The sequence below is a fragment of the Thiobacillus denitrificans DSM 12475 genome, assembly GCF_000376425.1.
Lineage (GTDB): Bacteria > Pseudomonadota > Gammaproteobacteria > Burkholderiales > Thiobacillaceae > Thiobacillus > Thiobacillus denitrificans.
Map to the genome: position 1 here is coordinate 1 of NZ_AQWL01000014.1, position 14,769 is coordinate 14,769.

Here is a 14,769-nt window from a genome sequence, read left to right on the forward strand (position 1 = left end):
CGGGAAGGAGTTCGCGGGGCATGAACGGATCGCCCGGACACTCGATGCCGACTTCTACTTCGCGCATCCCTATGCCTCTTGGGAGCGCGGCGCCAACGAGAACATGAACGGCCTCATCCGGCAGTTCTTCCCGAAGAAGCTGCGCTTTGATTCCATCACCCCTCATCAGATCGCTTTCGCCATGCATCGACTCAACCATCGGCCCAGAAAATGCCTCGGCTTCAAAACACCACACGAGGTCTTCATGACGCAGCTACAATCGCGTCATAACGTCGTTGCACTTCAGACTTGAATCCGCCTTGTCATCAAATGACGGAAATTAACGACAGACGCAGAGATGGGAAAAGGAGACCGGCTACTACGTCGTCAATTACGCATTGGATCCGCTTGGAGATCGTGTGGTTACCAAGACATGTGTTCGGATCGGATCGCTGCTTAACAGGAGAAGGCACATCCTTGTGCCAGACAGGGAGACTGGCCTTCTGGAAATCGAAAAGATTGCCAAGCGAACGGAGACGTGCGAATACTGGATCGTTAAGCCGGGCTGCTGGGTGAAGACACCGGACTCGAAACGATAACGCCCGCTACATGAGCGGGCGTTATCGTTTCACGACGAATTAGCTGGTCTCAGGTTGGCGCTGATGTATTCCCGGCCATGAGGCTGCGGCATTGGTGGATCAATTCGGGAATTGCCAGTTTGCCGTCATTGTCCAATTGCGCGCGCGCCGCCACGCGATAGACCGCGTCTTCGACATCCGTTTTTCCGGATGCTGCCGTAAAGATCAGCCCCGATTCCTTCAATTCCTGGTCAGCAAGCGCCTCGTTGATGGCATGCCAACGCGTGCAGAATGAAATGAACGCCCAATCGTCCCACATGTCCATTTCTGCCCTGAGTGCAATCATCCCCGTATGGACAAGCAGGTTGCTGAATTTGAGGCGAGTCTCATAGCCGTCCACCCGAAGCGCCAGATGGGGAACCTGCGTGGTGGGCAGCACGAGCTGGCCAGCGACAATCGCATCCAGTGTGCGGCAGGCAAAGAGAAACTCGTTCTCCGAGAGGGCGGAAACGAGATAGCAGCTGAAACTGGAGTCGGTCACTTGTTGACGGCCTCCTTGAAACTTTCGCTCGGCGTGAACGCCGGACGCTTCCGTGCCGGGATCGAGAGCGTGTCCCCGGTTTTGAGGTTGAACCCCGTGCGCGGCTTCCGTTCCACGGCTTTGAACTTGCCGAACCTGGACAGGCCCACGTCCTCACCGGCTGCCACGGCGTCACGGATGGACGACAGGGCCGAATTGATGGTGGCCTCGACGGCGCGCTTGGGCAGTCCTGTTTTCTCGCTTACCTCTTTGACGAGGTCATTCTTGTTCATCTGCTTGCTCCAATTTACTACCCAGCTAGCGGCATGCCTGCTGGGCCAAACGCACTGCCCTGGTCATGGAAAAGTCCTGGGTCTTTTTGGGCATCCATACGCTATGCACGTCGTGGGTACCTGACACCAGGTCGATGAGCCCCCACAGATCCGGGTTTTTCACCCCCTCGAACCTGCAGTCCCGCCAGGCCGGCAGCCATTCGTTCAAGCCGCGCACCAGGTACTGCGAGTCCGAGACCAGAACGATCCTGCACATCGATTTCAGCGGCATCATCCCGGACAAGGCCGCCCGCAGCACCATCCGGTTGTTGGTGGTTTCCCCTTCCGAGCCGGTCAGGACACGCTCGGCCTTGGTGTTGCTGACGACCAGCGCACACCAGCCGCCTGCTTGTCTGGCAGCGTCATAGGCGCTTGCGGCGTAGATCGAGAGTTGAGGAACCATGGTTTCTGGGTTCATGTTAACAATTGCCGGCAATCGAAAAGAAATTGAAAAACGAAAACTTACTGAAATGAATCCAATTCCGTCACCATTGGATTTGTGGGATGCAGATGACTTCGTTCGTCCGCTTACAACGACAGAATCAATTTTGGAATTAAACGGGAGCGGTATTGCAGGGGTTTCACTCGCTTGAACGGCAAGAATTGCCGCTCAATTCCTGCCAAATGCGGCGGAAGTATTCTGGCGCCGTGAGCGAATTCTGGCTTCGCAACACGGCGTCCAGGTCAGAACATGAACGATCTTGCTGGGGACGATTCGCCCATCTTGCGGAAATTTGCATGGTATTCGGCGGCATTACCGATCCATACGCCAGGCCGGTGGCCGCGCATTACCAGGTAATTTCCGTCATTCATGCAGGTCGCCTTGCAGAGCTCGCCGTCGTTGGAAAGCACCCAATCTCCTTTAAGCTCATCTGGCCTGACCCAATTAAAACTTGTGGTCATGACACTTTTCATTCTTCGTTTCGAGATATCTCTAATACATAATAATCACAAACTAGGTACAAAAAACAAATTGGATTTAATCTTCAATACCTACGTCAATACCTTACGAAGGAAAATGAAATGAGCAGCTACAAGGAACTTCAGGAACAAATCAAAAACCTGACTCGTCAGGCGGAAGAGGCGCGTCGACGCGAGGTTGCGGAGGGGGTAGCTGACATCAAGAAGATCATGTCTGAAAGGGGCATCACCCTGGAGGACCTGGGCTGCAAACAGAGTCGCCGTGCTGCAGCTGCTGACAAGACCGCACGCTATCGCGATCCCGCGACGGGTGCTACCTGGACTGGAAACGGCCGCAAGCCGCAGTGGATCAAAAATGCGCTGTCTGAGGGCAAGTCGCTGGAATCCTTCGCTATCTGAGCGCTGCCAAGTGCTGACGCCGAGTCCCGAGCACGGCCGTATGGCGCAAACGATTGAGCAGCTGAAGCGCAAGCTGCTCGAGGCCTGCTCATAGCCTGTTCCGGACAGTTCATCACCTCCTTCTACAGCCAAATCCGGATACCCCAAAAAATAACCCTCTCGGCACAAGGCGCGTAGAGGGTTGGGGGGGCAGGCGGGGCGACTCTCAAAAGAGTTCGTACGCCACTGGCTGGCTGGTGACGGCAGCTTCGTTTGGCAGCTTCGGTTCCGCATAAGGGCAGGGGCTGCCATTCAAGAGTGGCGCTCTGCAGGGCGACAGATAAACCCACACTTTCGTGTAGGGGCACCTCATGTACCCTGTGCCACGCATGCGGTCATTGACCTCCGGCAGAACCAAGTGCATGCATTCGTCACAGGTCTTTATGCAGAGTTTCTGTTGATCAATTTGCATGACAGATCCAGTCTTCCCAAGTGGCGTGGGTTGGCGATTCACCTTCTGCCTCGAGTACATTGGCCCTGTCGTATCCGCCGAACACACCCACAGCAAAATGGGCAGCGGCATTGCCATCGTCAACCGAAGGGAAGACAGCCCGTTCCTTCAATTCGCCAGCTCGGATGCACTCAAGCGCGCAGTTTCCGGCGTAGCCTGGACTTACGGATGTATAGGCGATCCCCAGACTCTCCGTTTCGTACAAAATTGCTGCTTCCATATTTCACTCCCAGCAATGAGTCGATGGTCAAAATGACCACGGTCACCCTTGCAAATCAGAATTGAGGGACACCAAAAAATAATGCCCCGCTGCACACGGCAAGTCGGGGCATGGAGGAAAATACCTCGGATTCAGGAGATCAACCCTGGTGGAAAAGCACCCACGAGGCATTCAGCTTGCGGGCCAGATCCAGCACAGACTTGATTCTGGGGGGCGGTGGATCTTCGAAATTCTCGGCTTCACCATCTTTGAGCTTGCGCACGTGCACCATGAATTCGAACACCCCGCCTTCCACATCGTTGCCCACATGAGCAAAACGACCAAAGGCTTCGATCCAGCGCCACTCCTCGAACGCGCGCGGGTCTTCATAGGTGCCCAAAATGTTGGTCATGTCGACTTCCATGACGCTCACGCTCGACACTGAGCCAAACGTTTGCGGCTGATTCCCCTCATATCGGTCCATGTAGTCCAGGAACAACTGTGCCGAAGCCGGGCTGTCCAATGTGATCTGATTTGGCCATTCGATTTCGCCTACGCGAATCAGATCGAAGCATTCGTCCGGCATGACGCCCCGCATCGCGGCGGTGGGATAGGCGACAGCTGCTCGCCCGAAAGCGCACGCTACGCGATCCTCAGGATGCTGAAGGTTTTCGGCGCCATAAAGATTGCCCTCAAAGAAGCACAGCAACCGGTCGCGGTGGATAACACCAACGATCCCGCTGCCAGGCGCGATTTCCTGGTCGATGCGGCTGCCCGGGCGTGGTACCAGGATGACTGCCTTGTTGTGACGAAGTTGTTGTTCCACGATGGAATTCCTTTCATGAATATCAAGGCCGACGATCAGAATGACCACGTTCACCTTGTTTTGTGGATTGATAGACGCGGTGCCAGAAAGAAGAACCTCCACGGCACAAAGGGCACATGGAGGTTATGTCGGCTGGGCTACTCGAAGGCGTTGTCGCCCCACTCGTGCAGGTAGTAAGCGATGCCTTCATCGCTCAAGCCGGCGGAGAACAGGCGATGCCGAGCTCCCTCGATGTCACCATCGAAGAACAGCCGATGGGCCTCTGTAACGGCTGCCTCATTTGCTGCGCGCGCCATTACGAGCCGGGATGCGCGAGCAGCGGGCGAGTGATACGCGACATATTCTTCCTGCGTCATGTCAGTTCCTTCTGCGGTTCAACAGCGATCGGCTCTCCTTGGTCTTCCTTGTCTGCAAGAACGATGACGCCGTTGTCAAACACGGTCAGCATGCTGGCATTGGGAACCCGTTCCATGAAAGCGTTGGCCACATCTTCATGCTTGGTGGCGGCCAGAACCTTGTAGCGACGACCTTGGAAAGTCACCATGGGCTGGCCGTAGTTCACGCCCGGCTTCCCATAGTTTTCTTTCAGCTCCTCAGCCGTCAGGGTTGACGCTTCGAAAGCCACACATTCCGCACAAATTCCGTAACCTGAATCCCGATTCCAGTGTTGCATCCACCTGCCGGCACCACCTCCGCAGACACAGCAATCAAGTGAAACGCTCATTTTTTACTCCTTGTACGAGGCCGACGGTCGGAATGACCACGATCACCTTGCACTACACATTGGCCGACGCGGACCCAGAAAGAAAAAACCTCCAAGGTCACAAGGACACATGGAGGTTGTAGGGTTACGCAGCCAGAACCAGTTCCGTTTGGGCGGATTCGGTGGTGGCCTTGTGGTGCCAAGCCGTGCGAGCCTTGGGAGGCAGATCAGCGAAGCGCACTGACCTGGCGAGCAGGTCGTCGATGGAGTAGTCGACGGTCAGGCCGTGTTTAGATTTCCATGCCGTCCGTCTGAGGATCTCGTCGATCTTGGACGTCTGCCCGGAACCGATCTGGAGCGCCCCGAACTGTGCGTACCACTTGAACCCAGCAACGATTCCGCCGGGATTGTGGCCGTAACCGTCGCGATGCAGCCTGACCAGGTGGTCCAGTTCAAAGTCCACGATAAATGCAACGGATTCTTCGTTCATGGAGAACGTCGGGCCGGATGCCAGATCCCAGACCAGGCGGCCATCGGTGAGCGTTCGCAGCGGCGGTTGGCAGGGGCTGCCTTCCGTTAGCGACTCCCACAGGTGGTCTCTGAGTCCAGAGTCCATGAAGACCATGCTGTCCCGGTCGTCATCCCACTCCTTGCCGACATGGAAAAACCGCGCGGGTGGCATCGGTGTTTCAGGCACGGGATGAATCTCAGGGATGTCGTAGCGCACGCCGTTGTGAAACACGTCGACGTAGTCCACCACCGCGGAGAAGGGGTAGGCGAGACCGTTGATGGACCAATAGGCATCGATCAGGAAAAGCATCGACTCAGGCAGGATCCTGAACATCGGCGCGCGGCGCTCGCTATGCGCGAGGACCAGCTCGTCGTAGTCCAGCTGCAGCATGTAGCGGAGCAGGTCACGGATCATCGCGGGGTGATAGGTATCGGGCTCGATCGCCACATAGCCTTCACGGATTGTCCTGCCGACGTGGTGCCGCCGACTCCAGTCGTACCTGGTGTGCCGGATGAACTTGTTGAGCCTCAGCAGACCGCGCGCGTAGGCGTAGCGCTCGTCAAAGGCCACCATGTTCTCCAGCGACTTGTCGACCGCTTGCTGGCAGACGAAGCAGCCGTGGCGTGCACCGCAACCCCCCTTCTTGCGGGATTGGCCGCCTTCGTTGATGGCGCTGGCTACGATCGCACATCCCTGGCCTTCCGCGTGCGCGTAGATTCTGAAGCACTCCTTGAAGTCCGAGTAGTGCTCGCCAGAGGCACCAGCGGTGCCGAGATGTTCCCACACGTCGTCATCCGTCCACATCGAGATGGGGCTTAATACCAGGTCGCCATCCTTGTTGCGGACAGGCAGCATGGCGTTCTCACCGCGCAGTTTCATGTGCAGGGCACGTCGCTCCGACTCGTCGAAGCGTGTACCCAGACAGGTCACAGACGGCGGGCAGCCATCCGTCTCGATGGTCTTGAAGATCTGCTTGCGCAGGCGACGCTGAGGTTCGACCTTAAGATCAATGCTACAGTCGGTCGAGGTACCCGCAAATGACGGTATGCCGCGCCCTGTCAGGATTTTCGCCTGCCAGGTCGAGAGGTCGTGCGGCTCCGCGATTCCGAGGATGACCTCGAACCCGTGTTGTCGTCCCCAGCGCACCATCTTTTCCATCTCGCCGCGCGCATAAGCGGCTACCTCTGGGTTTTCCACGCGCGTGTCGGAGTGAGTCAGCGCCACGACAGGTTTTCCGCCGGCCGCGACAACTTCCTTGGCCGCTTGGAACACCAGCGTAACTACGCACGATGAGTCCTTGCCGCCGCTGTACGCGATGACAATGGGATAGCGTTGGTTGAAAAGACCGACCAGGGTATCCACGGCCTTCCTCACTCGCACGAAGACGGGCACGGTAAGGTCTACGACACTGAACAAATCAAATTGGCTCATGATGAAGCTCCTGTAAAGGCCGACACTCACAACGAGTACGTTCACCTTGCAGAAAGCATTGACTGACACGGATTGCTACTAACAATGATAGTGCAATATTGCACTATCTTACAGCTCAAAAACCGCCCCATTTCAAGCCCATTTCAAACTCGGGCCCGCGCGCTGCGCCGGTCTCCGGGAAGTTTTCGGCGCTTTATCGTCCTATGCGTTGTTATAAGATTGGGCGCATCATGAGATTTTTTGAAAACCTATTCAGCTTCGCTGCTCCAGAGGCAGCTCCACAGGCCGTTTCGTCGTCCATGACTGACAACCATGATTTCTGGGTCGACCTCGAAGAGGCCGCGCAAAAACACACACTGGTTCCATGCGAGGTCCTGTGGGCCAACCAGTATGGCGTGCTCGTCACCTATCACGGGATTGAGACCTACGTCGGACGCAGGTATCTGGGTCTGGAACCTGGCCAGGACCACCGGGATCTGGTTGGCAAGACCCTGAAGTTCGCCGTGCGTACCGCCTCCCGGCGAGGCAAGCTGCTGCTCACGCGCCAACCTGTCACCGCAGCCGAGAAGCGGGTGGCCATAAAGCGCAAACTGGAAAACATCACCTTGGGCGAGGAGGTCGGCGGCCAGGTCATCGAGGTTCGCCAGATGAAGGTCATCGTGCGACTCGACGAATACCCGGACGCCAAGGCGGTCATCAATCGCACCAGTCTTCGCCGGCGCTTCATCGCCGACATGGCCGAAGAATTCGCGGTGGGAGATGAGGTGGACGCTATCGTCACCGGCACGCAGCCTGGCCGTGGGACCATCTACATCTGCCCGATGGAACACATGCTGGACCCGTGGGAGAGCATCGGCGAGCATTTCCAGGTCGGCCAGATCGTGGACGGCACCATTACGACGTGCACCAAGTACGGCGTGTTTGTGGAACTCTTGTCTGGGGTCACCGGCCTCGTCCGATCGCATGACCTCGACTGGAACCGGGTGGATTCAGCGACGTTCGGCCAGAAGGGCGATCCGATCCGTGTAAAAGTCATGAGCATTGACGCCCAGAGCCGTAAGATCTCGCTCTCCCGCAAGGATACGATGCATGACCCCCGCAAAGACTTTGCAGCCAACCACAAGGCGGGCGACCAGGTCGAGGGAACGGTTGCCAACATCACGGATTTCGGCATCTTCGTCGAGGTCGGGGACGGCGTTCAGGGTCTCTTGCATGCCAATGAACTGCACCTCGACCCGGACAGCGATCACAAGGCTTTCATGGAATCGAACCACCCCACCGGCAGCAAGATCAGGGTGCGGATACTGTCGATCGAAAACGAAGGCGCCAGGATCGGCCTGGCTCCGGTGTGAAGTGCCAACTTGAGGAGAACTACCTTGAACAAGTCTGAATTCATCGATGCAGTTGCCGCCAAGGCGGACACCAGCAAGGCTACGGCGGCTCGCGCTGTCAATGCGGCCATCGAACTCATCGGCGAAACCTTGGCAAAAGGTGACGCAGTGGCCCTGGTCGGCTTTGGCACGTTCGAAGCTCGCAAGCGCGCGGCCCGGACCGGCAAGAACCCCGCAACCGGTGCGTCCATCAAGATTCCGGCGACCACCGTGCCCGCCTTCAAGGCAGGCAAGGGACTGAAGGACCAGGTGGCAGCCGGCAAAAAGGGCAAGAAAAAGTAATTTTCCGACTGAACCCAGACCCGGAAAAACGGCCGGGTTTTATTTGCGTTGACATGGTGCAATATTGCACCAACAATTGCGGCATGAGGACAATCAAGGTATGCATTCCACAGCCAGGCTGGAAACGGGATGGAGATGTCGACTACTTGTTGGCGTATCCCGATCCGCCGACATGCGTGATCAAGGCTGGAGTGCGTGTTCGTGACATCAATACCGATGAGCCGTTTGCCATCCATAGCTTTCAGGCGACGGACAAAGGCCTAGTTGTGGTGAACGCCAACGACGATTTGTGGGCACGCGTTGATGAGGTGAAGTTGGCATGATCGAGGTCGACAACGGCTTGCAACTTCGTGAGCTCATCGCTAACTCCGGACTGACACAGGCCGAGGCGCTCGCCCGTTTCAATCGTGGCCAGGCCAAGCCGATGGCCTTGCGTACTCTGAAGTCCTATCTGGCCAAGCCGGACGCATCGACGCGGGTGAGCTGTCCGGATACGGTGATTGCCAGGATGAAGAAGGTTCTTCCGCAGCGCTAGGCGAGCGCTGGCTCTTTGACGCTCCGTTGGGGCGGCTTTGCGGTCGTGCCGCCCACGCAAACGATTCCATCGGCATAATCAAGGGGTTTGCCACTTGCCAGTTTGATGAAGCGGCCCGTCTTATCTGCTTGTTCACTTCAATGCTTCGAGGAGATTGATGGCTATCAGCTTCCGTTCCTTTGGAAGCACTCGAAATGCCCGCGAGCTTCTGAACCTCTTCAGCTACGTCTTCGATACTCGTTGTGTCTCAGCAATTGAGACAATCCGTCAAGGGTTCAATCGGTTCGATCAGGTCTGCATTATCGTCGACAGTCTTGCTGACTCGACGGCTGACCGGCCAGGCCTGCATGGGCTCGGCGTCATACGGTTCGATCATGCTTTGCACTTCATCAGCCGGCGCATTCAGCCAGGCCTGCCAGTCTTCTGGCCGGAGGATGACCGGCATCCGATCATGAATTGTCGTCATCACTTCGTTGGGCCCGGTGGTAATGATGCAGGACGTACGGAGAATCTCGCCATTCGGCCCGCGCCAGCTCTCCCATAACCCGCCCATGGCCAGCGGCTCGCCCGACTTCAGGCTGATGTAGTAAGGCTGCTTCACCCGTCCTTCGGTTTTCCATTCGTAGAAACCATCCGCCGGGATGATGCAGCGCCGGCGCTTGAAGGCATCGCGGAAGGACGGTTTCTCGGCCACGGTCTCCCCGCGTGCATTGTTGAGCTTGCTGCCGATCGACGGATCTTTGGCCCAGTGGGGCACCAAACCCCAGCGCAGCAGGTGAAGAACTCGCTTGCCTTCCGGGGACTGCCGAATCACTGGAATATCGGTGCCCGGAGGAATGTTGTAGTGCGGGCCGAAGTCCGCGACTTCATCAAGGTCGAAGTGCTCTTTCAGCTTCGCCGGCGTCTGCTTGAGTACGTAGCGTCCGCACATTATGGCTGCCCCATGCGGGCTTCGCGTTTCATTTTGCGCCAGGTCCAAGGGGCTACCGGCTCGGGCTCGGCCCAGAGGCCGCGTCTGGCATTGCGGGCATCCAGTTCCGCCTGCGCATAGCGCAGACGGTCCTCGAGGGTCTGTTCATTCTGGTAATCCTTGTAGTGCCACGCCATCCCGTCGGCCACCTGAGCGAGGTTGGCGTCCCGGCCGTCCACCATGATCTTGCCGACCAGCCGGCCGTAGCGGTCATGTTTCTGCCACTCCACGGTGACGGTCCGGCGATAGACCCGGTCCGAAAGGGCTTCTTTTGATTTCTGGCCCCATGGCATCCCTTTCTCAGGCGCATCGATGCCGGCCAGCCGGATCTTGTGCTGCACCCGCTGGGCATCCAGCACGGTCACCGTATCACCGTCAGCCAAACCGACGACTTCCCCCACCAGGGTTTCGGCCTGCGTCAGGGAGACCACGGCCAGAAGGGAAAATATCGCCAACCCGATTTTCAATTCGATTGCTCCGGCTATAATTTGAAATGTGTAACACTATTCAAACAGACATGGGAAGTGGCGGCAAACGCGAGGGCACAGGCCCCAAGTCCAGCCCCGGGCCATACGGCGAGGCAACCAAGGTGATGCGTATTCCAGTCAGCCGGATAGACGATGTCCGCGCCTATCTCTCCCAGCCCCAGGCCATCATGGCACAGGCTGGCGGCAACGTGGAGTGGCTCGGGCCGGCCTCCCGGTCAGGTCCGGCTGTCCGGCTGCCGCTGTTCGCCGCCCGCGTGCCGGCGGGTTTCCCGTCGCCGGCCGAGGATTATGCCGAAGGTCATCTCGACCTCAACGAATTCCTGGTCGAGCACGAGGCCGCGACCTTCTATGTCCGGGTCCAGGGCCACTCGATGAACGGCGCCGGCATCCTCGATGGCGACGTCATCGCCGTGGACCGGGCCCTGGAGGCGCGGCATGGCGACATCGTGCTAGCGGTCATCGACAACGAGCTGACGGTGAAGGAACTCTATCGCCAGAGCGGGCAGGTCAGGCTGCTCCCCAGCAATCCGGAATACTCGCCGATCGAGATCAAGCCCGGCCAGGAGCTGACCATCTGGGGCGTGGTAAAGGGCGTCGTTCGCAAGCTGCGATGAGCCAGGGCATGCAGTACGCCCTGGTCGACGGCAACAACTTCTACGTCAGCTGCGAACGGGTTTTCAATCCCAAACTGGAGAATCGGCCGGTCATCGTCCTTTCGAACAACGACGGCTGCGCAGTGGCACGGAGTGAAGAGGCCCGTGCCCTGGGTATCAAGATGGGGGAACCCCATTTCCAGGTGCGGGACCTTCTGAGGCGGCATCGCGGAGTGGCGCTCTCCTCGAACTACACCCTCTATGCCGACATGAGCCGGCGCATGATGTCGGTGATCAGCCAGTTCTCTCCGGAGCAGGAGATCTACAGCATCGACGAGTCCTTCCTGCGCTTCCGGGGCTTCGACCACTGGAACTTGACCGGGGAGGGCATTCGCCTGCGCCACCAGGTTCACCAGTGGACCGGTATCCCGGTCGGGGTGGGGTTCGGGCCGACGAAGACTCTGGCCAAGCTGGCGAACAGGCTGGCCAAGCGTCATCCTGATTTTCGGCAGATCGGGGTCTGCAACCTGCAGGATCTGGCGCCCTGGCAGCAGTGGCGCTACCTGGCGGAGGTCGACGTCGGGGACATCTGGGGCATCGGGCCGCGCTGGGCAAGAAGCCTGCGCGAACATGGGATTCTGACTGCGATGGATCTGAAGCTGGCCAATCCCGAGACCTTGCGGAGCCGCTTCAACGTGGTGATGGAACGTACGATCCGTGAGCTGAACGGGATTCCCTGCATTCCCCTCGAAGAGGCGCCGCCCGCCAAACAGCAGATCGTGTCCTCGCGAAGCTTCGGTCATCTGGTGACCAGGATGCAGGATCTGCTGGAAGCGGTGTCGAGCTATGCGGCAACCGCAGGACGCAAGCTTAGGCAGGAAGGCGAGGTGGCAGGCGGCATCCAGATATTCCTGCAGACCAATCCGTTCATCCCGAACGAACCGCAATACCACCCAGCCGTGCTGATCCGCTTCAACACGCCGACCCACGACACCGCACGGCTGATCCAGGCTGCCCGCCAGGGCATGACGCGGATCTACCGCAAGGAATTTCGCTACAAGAAGGCTGGGGTGATGCTGGTCGATCTGAAACCAGTCGGTGTCAGCCAGGGTGATCTGTTCCAGCAGGAGCCGGAGGCCCAGACCGAGCGCCGGACACGCCTGCTGAGCGTGATGGATGCGATCAATTCAGAGATGGGGAAAGGGACGCTTCGCTTTAGCGCCGAGGGCGTGGGGCAATCCTGGAAGATGCGGCGAGGGAATCTGACGTCGCACTTTACGACGGCGTGGGCGGGGTTGCCGGTGGTAGGTAATTAGATGGCGATTACGCCATGGTATCAATTTGGGGATAACAAGATTGGGGGGACAAAAAAAAGCCCGATCGCACATGGCGAAGCGGGCTTTAGTGGGTAAGTGGAGACCCACGATTTGCTGAATTACTGCACGGGAGGCAGGTTCAGTGCAGATGCAATTGCATCGTCAAGCGCTTCTTCAGCCCACTCTTGGCCGACAAAGCCCCAGCAGGAGTCCTTTTCGACGATTGTCTGTGTCTTGATATCTATCGCGTAACAGATAAATCCCCAGCAATCGCCTGCAAGCCATGAATTGTACGACTCAAGCACCTGATGGGCGTACTCTCTTGCCGCGGCTTCCCGTGCGGCCTCGATGGAACGCGTTACCTCGACCTCCAGTTGCTGCAGAAAGTCGAAAGCCTCATGCCAGTGCTCGAAGCTGGGATGCTTGACGTCCGCGTAGAACGTCATGCCTTCCTTGCCAAGGCTTAGCGTCTCGACTGTGTAGCGCCGATTGGACCGGGTCTTGCGGTTATCCACGACGCGACCCTTGGTGTAGACGGGGGCACGGCGTTTCAGGATCTCGTCACGAGCGACGTCGTCTGGAACCCACAAGGCACCGCCGGTGGTCGTGTCCCATGCACATTGGTATCCGGTGCCAGATACTGACAGCACCATGCCGCTGTGCTCATACACGTCCAACAGGACGGCCAGCATGTCGCCGATCGTACCTGCCTGCCTGCACGCGTGCCACGCCTCTTCGAGCAGCTTTTCCCAGTCGAACTCGGCAAAATTAGCCTTGTCTTCATCGGAAAACTCGACCCAACTGCATCGATAACCCTGGATTTCGTTGAGGATGTCAGTCCGCAACTGGTTCACGGTTACGCCGTATCGAGCTGCCTCCATCTCCATACAGACCGCGGTGTTTGCTTCGGGATAGAGGCGTTTGCGCAGCATATCCTCAGCCATTGATTCAACCACGCCAAGATTGGTATTGCGGCGATAGTCGCTGTCCAGACCTAGAGCCTCCTGATAGCGATGTTGGCTTTCCCGGTCTCCGCGGCGGCCAGCGAAATAGATGGCTCCTTCGCCGTCACTGCTTTCCAGAGGGCTTTCACAGTCATCATCACGTACGAGCCCCGCATAAACTGCGATCTTTCCGTCCGGAGAGTAGACCGTCCGGACCGACTCTTCAGGTTTGGTCAAAACATGGTCGAATAGGCTGGCAATAATGCCGCCATCATCTTCTTGAATAACGCTTTTCGTTGATGAATACATCACATCTCCTTACGCATACGCGCCATCCGACGGGATGACTCCGACGTTGCAGGGAGAGTTGAGGCTCATGGGATAGGAAGCCACCGCCACATCGCCTCGGGAATTGCCTAGTAAACTTGGGGGCTGTCGAAATCCAATAACCACCGTCCAGAAGGGACCATGCTCATAAGAACAGCTGTAATCGCACTTTTTCCAATCGTTTTGTCCTGCGCCAACGTCGATGCTTTCCCTGCCAGCGAGGCTATGCCAGCGGATGTGAGCGAGCGCTCCATGGCATTGCGGTGCGCGATCGCGCTCAAAGCCGCGGATAACATATTCAAGTGATCGAGGTGAAATGAAGCCAACTCGAGAGGTAGCCGAACTGCTCGATGACCTTGGGCTGGCCATCGGCGCGCGCCAGGTTGAGATCGTCGACTTCAACTTGGCGGAATCGGCTTATGTCCATCACTCCAGGGTGCCTGTCGCGTTGGCCGGGTACGCGATGGTTTCCCCGGTGTTCGCGCGGGGCCGGTTTCCAAAGTATTCCTTCATTGAGATGATCCGGAAGCGCCCCTCGATGGACTCGTACGAGGCGCGCGCGCTGGCAGCCGTGTGCGGCGCAGAAATGGCGCCGTTGTCCTGGCGGGATCCGGAAGCGTTCGGCAGACACCTGTGGGACATTATTCGCCGCTATGAGCTTGATCCATTCTTCGAGCGTACCGAACGACGTTACGGCAGCGCAGGCGACCAATATTTGATGCGTCCGCGAGGGTTCGACTGGGCCGATCCGGACAACCCGGAAATTCCGGGTGCGCTGGCGAAATGGCGCGCGGATTACAGGAAACTGCCACCTGCCTGGCAGTTGATGGTCGCGACGATACTGCAGCTCTACCGTCAGGGCGATGACCCATACTGGATGGTCAGGGTGCCCAAGAACTGGCACGCGAGCGAGGGCATCACGACCCTCCGCGACCACGGTGCGTTGGCGGATTGGGCCCGGCTCTATGTGCTCTACCCGGGCTGGTAAGGCACTCTGATCGGAAATAAAAAAACCCGCTGATGCACAAGGCATT

At 58.0% G+C, this 14,769-nt stretch carries 22 protein-coding genes; 10 read left to right on the forward strand and 12 right to left on the reverse strand.

Features of this window, described 5'->3' with window-relative positions; genetic code table 11:
• A partial coding sequence (locus B059_RS0116125; protein WP_018079287.1) for an IS30 family transposase occupies positions 1 to 292 on the forward strand: 292 nt, incomplete at its 5' end.
• Positions 293 to 627: 335 nt separating this feature from the next.
• Here the strand turns inward: B059_RS0116125 and B059_RS0116130 are convergent.
• Genes B059_RS0116130 through B059_RS19440 form a run of 3 tightly spaced genes read right to left on the reverse strand, consistent with a single transcriptional unit; the run spans position 628 to position 1,812 of the window.
• The gene (locus tag B059_RS0116130; protein WP_018079288.1) at positions 628 to 1,098 is read right to left on the reverse strand and encodes a hypothetical protein; all 471 of its coding nucleotides are present in this window, start codon (positions 1,096 to 1,098) and stop codon (positions 628 to 630) included.
• Positions 1,095 to 1,370 carry an HU family DNA-binding protein gene (locus tag B059_RS0116135; RefSeq protein ID WP_018079289.1) on the reverse strand — a complete coding sequence of 92 codons (276 nt, stop codon included), beginning with the start codon at positions 1,368 to 1,370 and terminating at the stop codon, positions 1,095 to 1,097. The genes B059_RS0116130 and B059_RS0116135 overlap by 4 nt, the downstream gene beginning before the upstream one ends.
• Before the next feature lie 25 nt (positions 1,371 to 1,395).
• A complete protein-coding gene (locus tag B059_RS19440) occupies positions 1,396 to 1,812 on the reverse strand; it encodes a ribonuclease HI (protein ID WP_018079290.1) in 417 nt (138 codons plus the stop codon).
• A 13-nt stretch (positions 1,813 to 1,825) separates the two neighbouring features.
• On the opposite strand from B059_RS19440, the gene B059_RS20930 reads away from it, so the two are divergent.
• Complete coding sequence (locus B059_RS20930) at positions 1,826 to 2,002, forward strand: hypothetical protein (protein WP_157273769.1); 177 nt, start codon at positions 1,826 to 1,828, stop codon at positions 2,000 to 2,002.
• A 91-nt stretch (positions 2,003 to 2,093) separates the two neighbouring features.
• Here B059_RS20930 and B059_RS20935 read toward each other — a convergent pair whose 3' ends face one another.
• Complete coding sequence (locus tag B059_RS20935; RefSeq protein WP_157273770.1) at positions 2,094 to 2,312, reverse strand: hypothetical protein; 219 nt, start codon at positions 2,310 to 2,312, stop codon at positions 2,094 to 2,096.
• Between the two features lie 120 nt (positions 2,313 to 2,432).
• On the opposite strand from B059_RS20935, the gene B059_RS21825 reads away from it, so the two are divergent.
• Entirely contained in the window at positions 2,433 to 2,729 is a 297-nt protein-coding gene (locus B059_RS21825; protein ID WP_018079292.1) for an H-NS histone family protein, read from the forward strand.
• Between the two features lie 440 nt (positions 2,730 to 3,169).
• Here the strand turns inward: B059_RS21825 and B059_RS20940 are convergent, their stop codons facing one another.
• From B059_RS20940 to B059_RS0116175, 5 genes are all read right to left on the reverse strand, one after another.
• Positions 3,170 to 3,439: a hypothetical protein gene (locus tag B059_RS20940; RefSeq protein ID WP_157273771.1), complete on the reverse strand. Its 270-nt coding sequence runs from the start codon at positions 3,437 to 3,439 to the stop codon at positions 3,170 to 3,172.
• A 139-nt stretch (positions 3,440 to 3,578) separates the two neighbouring features.
• The gene (locus B059_RS0116160; RefSeq protein WP_157273772.1) at positions 3,579 to 4,292 is read right to left on the reverse strand and encodes a hypothetical protein; all 714 of its coding nucleotides are present in this window, start codon (positions 4,290 to 4,292) and stop codon (positions 3,579 to 3,581) included.
• Positions 4,293 to 4,381: 89 nt separating this feature from the next.
• The gene (locus tag B059_RS0116165) at positions 4,382 to 4,600 is read right to left on the reverse strand and encodes a hypothetical protein (protein WP_018079295.1); all 219 of its coding nucleotides are present in this window, start codon (positions 4,598 to 4,600) and stop codon (positions 4,382 to 4,384) included.
• Positions 4,597 to 4,968, reverse strand: a complete 372-nt coding sequence (locus tag B059_RS0116170; RefSeq protein WP_157273773.1) for a hypothetical protein — start codon at positions 4,966 to 4,968, stop codon at positions 4,597 to 4,599. Before B059_RS0116170 ends, B059_RS0116165 begins: the two co-directional genes overlap by 4 nt.
• A 124-nt stretch (positions 4,969 to 5,092) precedes the next feature.
• Entirely contained in the window at positions 5,093 to 6,889 is a 1,797-nt protein-coding gene (locus B059_RS0116175) for a phosphoadenosine phosphosulfate reductase domain-containing protein (RefSeq protein ID WP_018079297.1), read from the reverse strand.
• 230 nt (positions 6,890 to 7,119) lie between these two features.
• Between B059_RS0116175 and B059_RS0116180 the strand changes: the two genes are divergently transcribed.
• The 4 genes from B059_RS0116180 to B059_RS0116195 all read left to right on the forward strand — a co-directional run bounded on the left by B059_RS0116180 (position 7,120) and on the right by B059_RS0116195 (position 9,097).
• A complete protein-coding gene (locus tag B059_RS0116180) occupies positions 7,120 to 8,241 on the forward strand; it encodes a S1 RNA-binding domain-containing protein (protein ID WP_169333089.1) in 1,122 nt (373 codons plus the stop codon).
• A 24-nt stretch (positions 8,242 to 8,265) separates the two neighbouring features.
• On the forward strand, positions 8,266 to 8,562 hold the full coding sequence (locus B059_RS0116185; RefSeq protein WP_018079299.1) for an HU family DNA-binding protein: 297 nt from the start codon (positions 8,266 to 8,268) through the stop codon (positions 8,560 to 8,562).
• Positions 8,563 to 8,645: 83 nt separating this feature from the next.
• Positions 8,646 to 8,885, forward strand: coding sequence for a hypothetical protein (locus B059_RS0116190; protein ID WP_157273775.1), 240 nt, complete (start codon positions 8,646 to 8,648; stop codon positions 8,883 to 8,885).
• Positions 8,882 to 9,097: a hypothetical protein gene (locus tag B059_RS0116195; protein ID WP_018079301.1), complete on the forward strand. Its 216-nt coding sequence runs from the start codon at positions 8,882 to 8,884 to the stop codon at positions 9,095 to 9,097. The genes B059_RS0116190 and B059_RS0116195 overlap by 4 nt, the downstream gene beginning before the upstream one ends.
• 247 nt (positions 9,098 to 9,344) lie before the next feature.
• Here B059_RS0116195 and B059_RS0116200 read toward each other — a convergent pair whose 3' ends face one another.
• The gene (locus B059_RS0116200) at positions 9,345 to 10,028 is read right to left on the reverse strand and encodes an SOS response-associated peptidase (RefSeq protein WP_018079302.1); all 684 of its coding nucleotides are present in this window, start codon (positions 10,026 to 10,028) and stop codon (positions 9,345 to 9,347) included.
• Positions 10,028 to 10,534 carry a thermonuclease family protein gene (locus B059_RS0116205; RefSeq protein ID WP_245538818.1) on the reverse strand — a complete coding sequence of 169 codons (507 nt, stop codon included), beginning with the start codon at positions 10,532 to 10,534 and terminating at the stop codon, positions 10,028 to 10,030. Before B059_RS0116205 ends, B059_RS0116200 begins: the two co-directional genes overlap by 1 nt.
• Positions 10,535 to 10,659: 125 nt before the next feature.
• On the opposite strand from B059_RS0116205, the gene B059_RS0116210 reads away from it, so the two are divergent.
• Together B059_RS0116210 and B059_RS0116215 are read left to right on the forward strand one after the other, a co-directional pair.
• A complete protein-coding gene (locus B059_RS0116210) occupies positions 10,660 to 11,169 on the forward strand; it encodes a LexA family protein (protein WP_245538819.1) in 510 nt (169 codons plus the stop codon).
• Positions 11,170 to 11,177: 8 nt separating this feature from the next.
• Entirely contained in the window at positions 11,178 to 12,464 is a 1,287-nt protein-coding gene (locus B059_RS0116215; RefSeq protein ID WP_018079305.1) for a Y-family DNA polymerase, read from the forward strand.
• A gap of 119 nt (positions 12,465 to 12,583) precedes the next feature.
• Here B059_RS0116215 and B059_RS0116220 read toward each other — a convergent pair whose 3' ends face one another.
• On the reverse strand, positions 12,584 to 13,717 hold the full coding sequence (locus B059_RS0116220; protein ID WP_018079306.1) for a hypothetical protein: 1,134 nt from the start codon (positions 13,715 to 13,717) through the stop codon (positions 12,584 to 12,586).
• A gap of 334 nt (positions 13,718 to 14,051) precedes the next feature.
• Between B059_RS0116220 and B059_RS0116225 the strand changes: the two genes are divergently transcribed.
• The gene (locus B059_RS0116225) at positions 14,052 to 14,723 is read left to right on the forward strand and encodes a hypothetical protein (protein ID WP_018079307.1); all 672 of its coding nucleotides are present in this window, start codon (positions 14,052 to 14,054) and stop codon (positions 14,721 to 14,723) included.
• Positions 14,724 to 14,769: the final 46 nt, after the last annotated feature.